This window comes from Xanthomonas hortorum (assembly GCF_040279205.1).
Classification (GTDB): Bacteria; Pseudomonadota; Gammaproteobacteria; order Xanthomonadales; family Xanthomonadaceae; genus Xanthomonas; species Xanthomonas hortorum_F.
The window spans coordinates 24,761-36,871 of sequence record NZ_JBEOLS010000019.1; the positions used below are offsets into that span (position 1 = coordinate 24,761).

At 62.0% G+C, this 12,111-nt stretch carries 9 protein-coding genes and 1 tRNA gene; all 10 read right to left on the reverse strand.

The genetic code is table 11. The features are described from left to right. Window positions 1-46: 46 nt before the first annotated feature. The 10 genes from infB to nuoI all read right to left on the reverse strand — a co-directional run bounded on the left by infB (window position 47) and on the right by nuoI (window position 12,111). On the reverse strand, window positions 47-2,758 hold the full coding sequence (gene infB, locus ABS769_RS09765; protein ID WP_317061454.1) for a translation initiation factor IF-2: 2,712 nt from the start codon (window positions 2,756-2,758) through the stop codon (window positions 47-49). A gap of 95 nt (window positions 2,759-2,853) precedes the next feature. After that, complete coding sequence (nusA, locus tag ABS769_RS09770; RefSeq protein ID WP_317061455.1) at window positions 2,854-4,365, reverse strand: transcription termination factor NusA; 1,512 nt, start codon at window positions 4,363-4,365, stop codon at window positions 2,854-2,856. 4 nt (window positions 4,366-4,369) lie between these two features. Continuing rightward, entirely contained in the window at window positions 4,370-4,960 is a 591-nt protein-coding gene (gene rimP, locus ABS769_RS09775) for a ribosome maturation factor RimP (protein WP_317061456.1), read from the reverse strand. Window positions 4,961-5,171: 211 nt separating this feature from the next. After that, window positions 5,172-5,248: transfer RNA gene (locus tag ABS769_RS09780), tRNA-Met, on the reverse strand. Between the two features lie 203 nt (window positions 5,249-5,451). Beyond that, window positions 5,452-6,912, reverse strand: a complete 1,461-nt coding sequence (gene nuoN / locus ABS769_RS09785; protein WP_317061484.1) for an NADH-quinone oxidoreductase subunit NuoN — start codon at window positions 6,910-6,912, stop codon at window positions 5,452-5,454. A 36-nt stretch (window positions 6,913-6,948) separates the two neighbouring features. Then, entirely contained in the window at window positions 6,949-8,451 is a 1,503-nt protein-coding gene (locus ABS769_RS09790; RefSeq protein ID WP_317061457.1) for an NADH-quinone oxidoreductase subunit M, read from the reverse strand. A 20-nt stretch (window positions 8,452-8,471) separates the two neighbouring features. After that, entirely contained in the window at window positions 8,472-10,646 is a 2,175-nt protein-coding gene (gene nuoL, locus ABS769_RS09795) for an NADH-quinone oxidoreductase subunit L (RefSeq protein ID WP_317061459.1), read from the reverse strand. A 7-nt stretch (window positions 10,647-10,653) separates the two neighbouring features. Continuing rightward, complete coding sequence (nuoK, locus tag ABS769_RS09800) at window positions 10,654-10,959, reverse strand: NADH-quinone oxidoreductase subunit NuoK (RefSeq protein WP_006450557.1); 306 nt, start codon at window positions 10,957-10,959, stop codon at window positions 10,654-10,656. Further along, the gene (locus ABS769_RS09805) at window positions 10,956-11,618 is read right to left on the reverse strand and encodes an NADH-quinone oxidoreductase subunit J (RefSeq protein ID WP_205394807.1); all 663 of its coding nucleotides are present in this window, start codon (window positions 11,616-11,618) and stop codon (window positions 10,956-10,958) included. The genes nuoK and ABS769_RS09805 overlap by 4 nt, the downstream gene beginning before the upstream one ends. 4 nt (window positions 11,619-11,622) lie before the next feature. Beyond that, window positions 11,623-12,111 carry an NADH-quinone oxidoreductase subunit NuoI gene (gene nuoI, locus ABS769_RS09810; RefSeq protein ID WP_006450559.1) on the reverse strand — a complete coding sequence of 163 codons (489 nt, stop codon included), beginning with the start codon at window positions 12,109-12,111 and terminating at the stop codon, window positions 11,623-11,625.

A 12,111-nucleotide genomic window follows, 5' to 3' on the forward strand; every position in this document is an offset into this window, starting at 1 on the left:
CGACGCCGGAGCCCGCAGGCCCCGGTCGCCATGACAGCCGCAGCCGTTACAGCGTACGCGCGACTTCGATACGCTCGAAGCACTCGATCTGATCGCCGGCCTTGACGTCGTTGTAGGCCTTCACGCCGATACCGCACTCGGTACCGTTGCGCACTTCCTCGACGTTTTCCTTGAAGCGACGCAGCGATTCCAGCTCGCCTTCGAACACCACGACGCTGTCGCGGAGCACGCGGATCGGCTTGCTGCGCTTCACAATGCCTTCGATGATCATGCAGCCTGCAACCGCGCCGAACTTGGAGCTGCGGAACACGTCGCGGACCTGCGCGATACCGATGATCTCTTCGCGGATTTCCACGCCGAGCAGACCGGAGGCGACCTGCTTCACCTGATCGATCACGTCATAGATGATCGAGAAGTAACGCAGATCCACGCCGTTGGATTCGACGATCTTGCGTGCCGATGCATCCGCACGCACGTTGAAGCCGATCATCGTCGCCTTGGAAGCGGCGGCCGAATTCGCATCGGACTCGGTGATGCCGCCCACGCCGGAGTGGATCACATTGATGCGGATGTCGTCGTTGGACAACGCCACCAGCGACTGCTTGAGCGCTTCCACAGAGCCCTGCACGTCGGCCTTGATGACCAGGTTCAACACCTGCTGACCTTCGCCCTTGCCCATCTGCGCCAGGATGTCTTCCATGCGGTTGGTTGCCGAAGCCACCAGACGCGACTCGCGACGCTTGGTTTCGCGCTGCTGCGCCACGTCCTTGGCCAGACGCTCGTCGTCGACGACCACGAAGTCGTCGCCGGCTTCCGGCACGCCGGACAAGCCGAGCACCTGCACCGGGATCGACGGACCCGCCGAGGCCGGCTGATGACCGGTCTCGTCGAACAACGCACGCACACGGCCGTACTGGATACCGCAGACCAGGTAATCGCCCTTCTTCAGCGCGCCCTGCTGCACCAGCACCGTGGCGACCGGGCCGCGGCCCTTGTCCAGCGACGACTCGATGACGGTACCGCTGGCGCGGCCTTCCGACAGCGCCTTCAGTTCCAGCACTTCGGCTTGCAGCGAGATCGCATCCAGCAGCGTGTCCACGCCGGTACCGAGCTTGGCCGACACTTCGATGAACTGGGTGTCGCCACCGAAGTCTTCGGCCACCACGTTTTCGGCCAGCAATTCATTCTTGACCCGCAGCGGATCCGCACCGGCCTTGTCGATCTTGTTCACCGCCACGATCAACGGAACACCCGCCGCCCTGGCATGCGCCACCGCTTCCTTGGTCTGCGGCATCACGCCGTCATCGGCAGCGACGACCAGCACCACGATATCGGTGATCTTGGCGCCACGTGCACGCATCGAGGTAAACGCGGCATGGCCGGGCGTATCCAGGAAGCTGATGACGCCACGACCGGTTTCGACGTGATACGCACCGATGTGCTGGGTGATGCCACCGGCTTCGCCCGAGGCGATCTTGGTGCGACGGATGTAATCCAGCAGCGAGGTCTTGCCGTGATCGACGTGACCCATGATGGTTACCACCGGCGGACGCTGCACGGCATCGCCTTCGGCACCTTCGGCATGCGCCAGCAGCGCATCCTCGAAGTCGGCATTGTCGGCACGCGTGGCCTTGTGGCCGAGTTCTTCGGTCACCAGCGAGGCGGTATCGTGGTCGATGCTCTGGGTGATGGTCGCCATGACGCCCATCTTGAACAGCGCCTTGACCACATCGCCGCCCTTGAGCGCGAGCTTCTGCGCCAGATCGGCCACAGTGATCGTTTCGCCGATCGCCACTTCACGCACCACCGGTGCGGTCGGACGCTCGAACCCGTGCGGGCCGCTGTTGCCCTGGTTGCCGCCCCGCCCGCTGTCGTTGCCACGGCGCGAAGAAGACGAACCCGGACGACCGGTCGGCTTGCTACGCACATTGGAACGACGCGCGCGATCGGCCGCGGACAGATGCAACTGCCCGGCAAAGCGCTTGGTCGCATCGTCGTCTTCGACGCCGGCCACCATGACGTGCGAACCGCGCGTCTTGTGCTTGGCCGCATTATTACGATCGTCCGGACGTGCCGGCGTGGCCGGACGCGAGGCGGGCGATGCGCCAGCCGGGCGGGCCGGACGCGGTGCAGAAGACGGCGACGACGGCGCACGTGCTGCAGGAGCGGAAGACGGCGTAGGCGCGGCAGCAACCGGGGCCGGCGCACTGGCAGCCGCAGCGGCTTCCTCGGCAGCCTTGCGCTCGGCTTCGATACGGTCCTTCGCGGCCTGCTCTTCATCGCGCTTGCGCTGAATCGCTTCATCGCGCACACGGTCGCTTTCGGCCAGCGCCTGCTGCTCGTCGAGGTTGCGCTGACGCGATGCGGCGAGCTTGGCCAGGATGTCAGCGCGTTCTTCGTCCGGCGTCATCGGCGCGGCACGGCCGCTGCCTTCATTTTCGGACTTCACGTAGGTGCGCTTCTGCCGCACTTCCACGTTGACCGTGGTCTTGGTGCGGCCGGCGCTGACCGTGACTTCCTGCAGCTTGCGCCGATTGAGCGTGATCTTCTTGGCTGCTTCGGTTGCCGCTTCGGCAGGCGTCTCGGCCTTGCCATGCGTGCGACGCAGGAAGCCAAGCAGTTTCATCTTCTCGGTGCTGGTCACGACCTGGTCGGGACCGCTGAACTTCATTCCGGCCTCGGCCAGTTGAACCAGCAGTTTATCGACCGGCGTATTGACCAGTTCGGCAAGCTTGCGGATGGTGGTTTGCTGCGACATTCGGATCCTATGATCTGGTTGGCGCCCCCTCGCCCAGAGCAAGGGAAGCGCTGATTCTAAGCCCTGATGGGGTCAGGGCGCGGTTCATTGCCGGCTCATTCGCCGCGCTCCAAACGGGCGATCTCCTCGGCGCGGGCCGCCAGGATCAGCGTCGCGGCGCGCTCCTGGGTCAAGCCCTCGATGCCGAAGTCGACGATCTCGTCCGCTGCCAGGTCGGACAAGTCCTCGCTGGTGCGCACGCCGTGCTCGGCCAGAGCAAAGGCCGTTTCCTCGTCCATCCCCTCCAGCGTCAGCAGGTCCTCGGTGGGCTGAGTTCCTTCCAGGCCTTCTTCCTCGGCCAGCGCGGCGTTGAGCAGCGCATCGCGGGCACGGGCACGCAACTCTTCGACGATGTCTTCGTCGAAGCCTTCCACCGCCAGCAACTCGCCGACCGGCACGTAGGCGATTTCTTCGACCGTATTGAAACCTTCGGTCACCAGAATCGCTGCGATTTCTTCGTCCACTTCCAGGCGATCCATGAACAACTGGCGCGCGGAGGTCTGTTCGGCTTCGGACTTTGCGGCCACTTGGTCGGCGGTCATCACGTTGAGCTGCCAACCGGTCAGGCGGCTGGCCAGACGTACGTTCTGGCCGCCCTTGCCGATCGCCTGGGCCAGGCGATCTTCTGCCACAGCCAGGTCCATCGAATGCTTGTCTTCATCGACGATGATCGACTGCACTTCGGCCGGCGCCATCGCATTGATGACGAAGTTGGCCGGGTTCTCGTTCCACAACACGATGTCCACGCGCTCGCCATTGAGCTCGTTGGACACCGCCTGCACGCGCGAACCGCGCATACCGATGCACGCGCCGATCGGATCGGTGCGGGTGTCGTGCGCGATCACGGCGATCTTGGCGCGGTCGCCCGGATCGCGGGCGCAGGCCTTGATCTCGACCAGGCCCTGGCCCACTTCCGGCACTTCGAGCTTGAACAGCTCGATCATGAATTCCGGCGCGGCGCGGCTGATGAACAGCTGCGGGCCACGTGGTTCGGAACGCACTTCGGCAAGATAGCCGCGCACGCGGTCGCCCGGACGCAGCACATCGCGCGGGATGCCCTTGTCCTTCGGAATGAAGGCTTCGGCATTGCCGCCCAGATCGACAAAGATATTGCCGCGCTCGGCACGCTTGACCACACCGGTGATCAACTCGCCGACGCGATCCTTCCATGCGTCCACAACCTGCTGACGCTCGGCTTCGCGCACACGCTGCACGATCACCTGCTTGGCAGCCTGTGCGGCGATACGGCCGAAATCCGGGTTTTCGATCTGTTCTTCGATGTAGTCGCCCACATCCACGCCGTCGGCTTCGTCGATGGCGTCCATCAGACGCACCTGGCGATCCGGTGACTCCATCACCACATCGTCGGCGACCACTTCCCAACGACGGTAGGTTTCGTAGTTACCGTCCTTGTGGTCGATGGTCACGCGCGCCAGCACGTCCTGGTCGGGATAGCGCTTCTTCGCTGCGGAAGCCAACGCGGCCTCGATCGCATCGAAGATCACTTCGCGCGGCACGCCCTTTTCGTTGGCCACCGCATCCACTACCAGCAAAAGTTCCTTGCTCATTTAGTCACTCCGCGCGCGGCTTGCCAGCCGCCGACTCGTTGGATGGTTTCTTCTTCTCGTGCCCGGGTTTTTTCGGGCCGGGCTTATTCGGTTTTTGCGGCGCCAGGCCCAAAGCGACCCAATCCGGCAGGATGCGCGCCTTGTCGATGTTGTCGAAGCCGATCTGCACATCCTTGCCGTCGATGGCAAACACCACGGCGTCGGCCTCCGCCTCGATCCGCAGGATCTTGCCCTGAAAGCGGCGCCGACCATCCTGCGCCAGCTTCAACACGATCTTCGCGGACTCGCCGACATGACGTGCGAACTGCTCAAGCGTAAACAAGGGGCGGTCGACACCCGGCGACGACACTTCAAGCGTGTAGTTGCCGGTGATGGGATCTTCGACGTCGAGCTGGGCAGAGACTTCGCGGCTCACGCGCTCGCAGTCATCGACGTTGACCATGCGCTCGGGCTGCTCGGCCAGCGGCACATCGATATACAGGCGCAACGTGGCGCCACCTGGCGCGGGAAGATATTCCACACCCAGCAGTTCCAAGCCCAAGGACTCAACCGTTGGACTCAGCAGATTCGCGATTTCGGTCGCTTTTTCGCTCACAGACTGCCCTGATCAAATGATTGCCAGTAGAACCCCGGCAACCGGCAGCAAACTTTCCGGTTCCGGAAAAAACAAGGGGCCCGATGGGCCCCTTGCGTGAAAAAAGCCCGACCTCTCAGGGTCGGCGCAAAGACGGGAACATGCGTCTTTGCGATCCAAGAACATGAACTGCTGCCCTAAGGCAAACTGCATTAAAGCAGCAATTCAAACTTGGTAGCGGGGGCAGGATTTGAACCTGCGACCTTCGGGTTATGAGCCCGACGAGCTGCCAGACTGCTCCACCCCGCAGCAGAAGCGGAATTATGAAGAACTTGAGCGGCAATTGCAAGCCCTAGTTTTTCATCGATTGAAAACCTTGGAGGTCTTCAACGTCGCGGCAAATGATAACCGCATTGCAACAAAAACGAAACAGCAATCACGACTTTATTTCAGTAACGCGTCAAAGGCGCGCCCGACGCACGCGCCCACAACGGTAGGCAGGCACGTAAGTCTTACGCAAGGCCCGCAAATGCGCGCTGGCACCACACCATGATCGGGCTCCAGGCCAGACCGAGTGCCAGCAGTGCGAGTGCGTTGACGCCGAGGACGGTGCCAAGCACACGGTCGTTGTTGGCCGGCAACGGCTCACCCACCGGCTCATCGAAGTACATGACCTTGATGACGCGCAGATAGTAGTACGCACCGATCACCGCGCAGAGCACGCCGACCAACGCCAGCCACAACATGTCGCCCTTCACCGCGGCGCCCAACACGGCCAGCTTGGTCCAGAAGCCAAGGAACGGCGGGATACCTGCGAGCGAGGCCATGATGCACAGCACCAGGCCGGCCATCCATGGATTGCGTGCGTTGAGCCCCTTGAAGTCGTCGATGTTCTCGGCTTCAAACCCATTACGCGACAACGCGATGATGGCGCCGAACGCAGCGGTCGACATGATGGTGTAGCTCACTGCGTAGAACATCGCCGCGGCATAGCCTTCTTCGCCGCCACCGGCCACGCCCATCAACAGGAAGCCGATATGCGAGACGGTCGAATACGCGAGCATGCGCTTGAGATTGGTCTGCGCAATCGCCATCAGGTTGCCGATCACCAGCGACAGTGCCGACAGGCCGCCGATCAACAGATGCCACTGCTGCGACAACGGACCCATGCCGACTTCGAGCAGGCGATAGGCCATACCAAAGGCAGCCAACTTGGGCGCGGAACTGATGAACAACGCGATCGGTGCGGGCGCACCCTGATACACGTCGGGCAGCCACATGTGGAACGGGGCGGCACCCAGCTTGAAGGCCACGCCGGCGATCATGAAGATGGTGCCGGTCAGGAGCAGCGTGCGCTCGTTGGAGCCTTCGATGGCGTCATGGATACCCGCCAGGCTCAACGTGCCGGTAGCGCCGTAGACCAGCGACATGCCGTACAGCAACAGACCCGACGCCAGCGAACCAAGCACGAAATACTTCATCGCCGCTTCGGTGGCCAGGCCGTTATCGCGATTGGACGCAACCAGTGCGTACGAGCACAGGGCCAGCAGTTCCAGGCCCAGATACACCATCAGCAGGCTGCCTGCCGAGGCCAGCAGCATCATGCCGGCGGTGGCGAACAGCACCAGCACCGGGATTTCGCCCTGGTAGAGGTTGCGCTCGCGCAGGTAGGTCCAGCCATAAACCAGGCTCAGGCCGCTGACCAGCACGATCACCGTCTTCATGACGTCGGCTGCGGTGTCTCGGACGAACATGCCGTGGAAGGCTTCGCCCTGCCCGCCCGTTCCGGTCGCCAGCAACGCGAACACCACGGCCAGCACGGCCACGGAGAACAGGTGGGTCCAGACCTTGTGCCGCTGGCTCATAAACAGATCGAGCATCAACAGAGCAAAGGCGCCGCCGATCAGCACCAGCTCCGGTGCGAGCGGAGCCAGGTCAGCGGTGGTCAACGGCGCGAGCGTTGGCGTGGTCATCATCAAATCCTGAAAATCGGTACGTACGGCAAGCAGTTACAGCTTGGTCGCGGCAATCTGGGTAGCCAGCTTGGCGATCGATGGTTCCATCAGATCGGTCAGCGGCTTCGGATACAGGCCCAGGGCCAGCACGCCAGCGGCGAACACCCCCAGCACGAATGCCTCACGGCCATTGATGTCCTTCAACTCGGCCACGTGTGCGTTGGCCACTTCACCGAAGAACACGCGCTTGTAGAGCCACAAGGTGTAAGCCGCAGTGATCACCAACGTGGTGGCAGCGCCGAAGGCGATCAACGGGTGCTTCTGAAAGCTGGCCAGGATCACCATGAACTCGCCAACGAAACCGCTGGTACCTGGCAGGCCGGCATTGGCCATGAAGAACAGCATGGCGAAGGTGGCAAACCACGGCATCACGTTGACCACGCCGCCGTAATCGGCGATGCGGCGGGTATGCATGCGGTCGTACAAGACGCCGATGCAGGAGAACATCGCACCGGAGACGAAGCCGTGCGAAATCATCTGCACCATCGCACCCTGCAGGCCCAGACGTGCGGCATCGTTGCTGCCGTAGTCGCGCACCAGGGTGAAGGCGATAAAGGTGCCGAGAGTGACGAAGCCCATGTGCGCGATGGACGAATACGCCACCAACTTCTTCATGTCGTCCTGCACCAGTGCCACCAGGCCGACGTAGATCACCGCGATCAGCGACAGCGTGATCACCAACCAGGCGAACTCATTGCTGGCGTCCGGCACGATCGGCAGGTTGAAGCGCAGGAAGCCGTAGCCACCGATCTTCAACGCGATCGCGGCAAGGATCACCGAACCGGCGGTCGGGGCCTCAACGTGCGCATCGGGCAGCCAGGTATGCACCGGGAACATCGGCACCTTGACCGCGAAGGCGATCAGGAACGCGAAGAAGATCCAGGTCTGCTCCTTGGCGGTCAGCTGCAGCGCGTACAGGTCGGCGAGCTGGAAGCTGCCGCCCTTCAGATACAGGTAGACCAGGCCCACCAGCATCAGCACCGAGCCGAGGAAGGTGTACAGGAAGAACTTCATCGCCGCATAGATACGCCGCGGGCCGCCCCAGACACCGATGATCAGGAACATCGGAATCAGCATGGCTTCGAAGAAGACGTAGAACAGCATCGCGTCGGTGGCAGCGAAGATGCCCAGCGTGACACCTTCCAGGATCAGGAAAGCAGCAACGTACTGATTGACGCGCTTGTCGATCGAGCGCCAGGCGCCGATCAGGGCCAGCACCGTCACCAGTGTGGTCAGCACGATCAACGCGACCGCGATGCCGTCAACGCCCAGGTTGTAGCCAATGTTGTAGGCCGGGATCCAGGCGTGCAGTTCGACGAACTGCAAGGCGTCATTGGCGGTGTCGTAGCCCAGCAGCGGCAGACTCAGCACAAAGGTCGCCACCGCCACCGCCAACGATGCCCAGCGGGCAGTCTCGGCGTTGCGCAACGCAAGGATCAAGGCGCCACCGATAATCGGCAGCCAGATCAAGATAGACAGTAAAGGCCAGTTCGACACGTTTTCTTATTCCGTACAGGTCAACGCCAGAAATGCATCAGTACCGCCAACAAGGCGATCAAACCGATGATCATTGCGAAGGCGTAGTGATAGAGGAAACCGGATTGCGTGCGACGCAGCAGATTTGCAGCCAGGTCGATCAGTCGGGCAGAACCATTGACGACGACACCGTCGACCACATGGGTATCGATGGCACGTGACGCCTTGCCAAGGACCACGCCGCCACCGGCGAAGCCATTGATCCAGAGCTTGTCGAAGCCGTACTTGTTTTCCAGCAGCCACACCACCGGCGCGAACGCCTTGCGCGACTTGGTGGCCAGTTCCGGCTTCCACAGATAGAACAGCGCAGCCAGCAGCAGACCGGCGACCGTCAGGAAGAACGGTGCCGCCATCATGCCATGCAGTGCGAAGGCGACCGGGCCATGGAACTCTTCGGCCAGTGCGCCGACGGTGTCACGCGCCGGATCGTAGAAATCGACGATGCCGGTGAAGAACGAGACCGCCTGCCCCTTGATGGCATGCGCCGCATGGTGACCTTGCCAATCGGTGCCAAACAACATCGGGCCGATGGTGAAGAAGCCGATCGCCACCGAAGGGATCGCCAGCAGGATCAGCGGCAGCGTCACCACCCACTTGGACTCGTGCGGCTCATGGGCACCGTGATGGCCATGACCGTGGTCATCGTGGCCATGCGTATCGTGTGCATGGGCATCGTGCGTATGACTATCGTGCGCGTGGACCTGTGCTTCGGCATCGGTATGCGCGCTGTCGTGGTGTCCATGGGCATCCTGCGCATGGGCGTCGCGGAAGCGCTCCTTGCCGTGGAAGGTCAGGAACAGCAGACGGAAGCTGTAGAAGCTGGTGACCAGCACGCCGCCGAGCACCGCCCAGTAGCCATAGGTCGCGATCCAGCTATGCGACTCATGGGCATGATGCGCAGCTGCCTCGATGATGGTGTCCTTCGAGTAAAAGCCGGAGAAGAACGGCGTACCGACCAATGCCAACGTACCGATCACGCTGGTCCAGTAGGTCACCTTCATGTACTTGCGCAGGCCGCCCATCTTGCGCATGTCCTGCTCGTGGTGCATGCCGATGATGACCGAGCCGGCTGCCAGGAACAGCAGCGCCTTGAAGAAGGCATGCGTCATCAGATGGAACACGGCCGCCGAGTAGGCAGACACGCCCAGCGCCACGGTCATGTAGCCGAGCTGGGACAGCGTGGAATACGCGACCACGCGCTTGATGTCGTTCTGCACGATACCGATCAGGCCGGTGAAGAAGGCCGTGGTCGCACCGATGAACAGGATGAAGTTGAGCGCGGTTTCCGACAGCTCGAACAACGGCGACATGCGCGCGACCATGAAGATGCCGGCGGTCACCATCGTCGCGGCGTGAATCAGTGCCGAAATCGGCGTCGGTCCTTCCATCGAGTCCGGCAGCCACACATGCAGCGGCACCTGCGCCGACTTGCCCATCGCACCGATGAACAGGCAGATGCAGATCAGCGTCATCACGCTCCACTCGTGGCCCGCGAACAGCTGCACCTTGGCACCGGCCATGGTGGTCGCGTTGGCAAACACGGTGGAGTAGTCCAGCGAACCGAACCACAGCAGCACACCGGCAATGCCGAGAATGAAACCGAAGTCGCCGACGCGATTGACCAGGAACGCCTTCATGTTGGCAAACACCGCAGTCGGGCGCTTGAACCAGAAACCGATCAGCAGATACGACACCAAGCCCACCGCTTCCCAGCCGAAGAACAGCTGCAGGAAGTTGTTGCTCATCACCAGCGTCAGCATGGAGAAGGTGAACAACGAGATGTAGCTGAAGAAGCGCTGGTAACCCGGGTCTTCTTCCATGTAGCCGATGGTGTAGATGTGCACCAGCAGCGAGACGAAGGTCACCACCACCATCATCATCGCGGTCAGGCGATCGACCATGAAGCCGACATGCGCCGAGTAGTTACCGACGTCGAAGAAGGTGTACAGGTTCTGGTTGAACGGGCTGGCGCCCTGCTCCACCAGTTGATACAGCGTCAGGCACGACAGCACGCAGCTGACCGCCACGCCCAGGATCGTGACGTATTGCGCGCCCTTGCGCCCTACCTGGCGACCGAACAGGCCGGCGATGATGCTGCCGACCAGCGGTGCAAGCACCACTGCAATCAACAGACTCTTGGAGAGAGTGATTTCCATCTACAGGTCAGCCCTTCAACGTATCGACTTCGGCCACATTGATCGTGCGGCGCGTGCGGAACAGAGTCACCAGGATCGCAAGGCCGATCGCAGCCTCCGCAGCGGCAACGGTCAGGATGAAGAACACGAACAACTGACCGGCGGGGTCGCCGAGCTCGCGCGAGAACGCAATGAAGTTGACGTTGACCGACAGCAGCATCAGCTCGATCGACATCAGCAACACGATGACGTTCTTGCGGTTGAGGAAGATGCCGGCCAGCGAGATGCAGAACAGCACCGCGCCCAGTCCAAGCAGGTGGCCCAAGGTAATCAAGACTTCGCCTCCTGTCCGTCAGCCGCATCGAGCTTAGGCGCGACCTGTACCGGCTTTTCAACCGCCATTTTGACCATGCGCAGACGATCGCCTGCCTTGACCCGCGACTGCTCACCGGCGTTCTGGTGCTTGATGCCGGTGCGCTTGCGCAAGGTCAGCATCACGGCGGCCACCACCGCCACGGTCAGGATCACTGCGGCAAATTCGAATGGCAGCAGGAACTCGGTGTACAGGCTCTTGGCCAGCCAGGTCAGGTTCGACACGTCGGCCGCCTGCGCGGCAGCGTTGTCGGCCGGGAACGGCGTGGCGCTGCGTGCCTTGACGCCGATCAGGGTGACCATCTGCGCAAACATGGCGACCGCCACGATGACGCCGACCGGCATGTACTTGACCCAACCCTCGCGCAGGCGGCTGGTGTCGATGTCCAGCATCATCACCACGAACAGGAACAGCACCATCACCGCACCGACGTAAACCAGCACCAGCGTCACGCCAAGGAACTCGGCGCCGACCAGCAACCAGATGCACGCCATCGAAAAGAAGGTGAGGATCAGGCACAACACGGCGTACACCGGATTGCGCACGCTGATCACCGCACCCGCAGAGACGACCGCGACGGCGGAGAACGCGTAGAAAGCAATTTTGACCCAGTCCATCATGACCTCAACGGAAGGCGGCATCGGCAGCGCGACGCTCGGCGATCTCGGTTTCGAACCGGTCTCCGATCGCCAGCAGCTGCGGCTTGTTAAGAATATTTTCGCCGCGCTTCTCGAAGTGATACTCGAGGAGGTGCGTCTCGACGATCGAATCCACCGGGCAGCTTTCTTCGCAGAAGCCGCAGAAGATGCACTTGAACAGATCGATGTCGTAGCGGGTGGTACGACGCGAACCGTCCTCGCGCTTGGCCGAGTCGATGGTGATCGCCAGCGCCGGGCACACCGCTTCACACAGCTTGCAGGCGATGCAACGCTCTTCGCCGTTGGGATAACGACGCAGCGCATGCACGCCACGGAAGCGCGGCGACTGCGGGAACTTCTCCATCGGATACAGCACGGTGTACTTGGGCTTGAACGTGTATTTCAACGTCAGCCACAAGCCTCCGAGCAGTTCGAGCAGCAGCAAGCTTTTGAAGTAATGGGTGATCTTGTTCAT

Excerpts from the sequence above, each read along its gene's own strand:
- infB (WP_317061454.1), bottom strand. The coding sequence starts at position 2,758 with ATGTCGCAGCAAACCACCATCCGCAAGCTTGCCGAACTGGTCAATACG.
- nuoN (WP_317061484.1), bottom strand. The coding sequence starts at position 6,912 with ATGACCACGCCAACGCTCGCGCCGTTGACCACCGCTGACCTGGCTCCG.
- nuoI (WP_006450559.1), bottom strand. The coding sequence starts at position 12,111 with ATGAACAAGATCACCCATTACTTCAAAAGCTTGCTGCTGCTCGAACTG.
- ABS769_RS09805 (WP_205394807.1), bottom strand. The coding sequence starts at position 11,618 with ATGATGGACTGGGTCAAAATTGCTTTCTACGCGTTCTCCGCCGTCGCG.
- nusA (WP_317061455.1), bottom strand. The coding sequence starts at position 4,365 with ATGAGCAAGGAACTTTTGCTGGTAGTGGATGCGGTGGCCAACGAAAAG.
- nuoL (WP_317061459.1), bottom strand. The coding sequence starts at position 10,646 with ATGGAAATCACTCTCTCCAAGAGTCTGTTGATTGCAGTGGTGCTTGCA.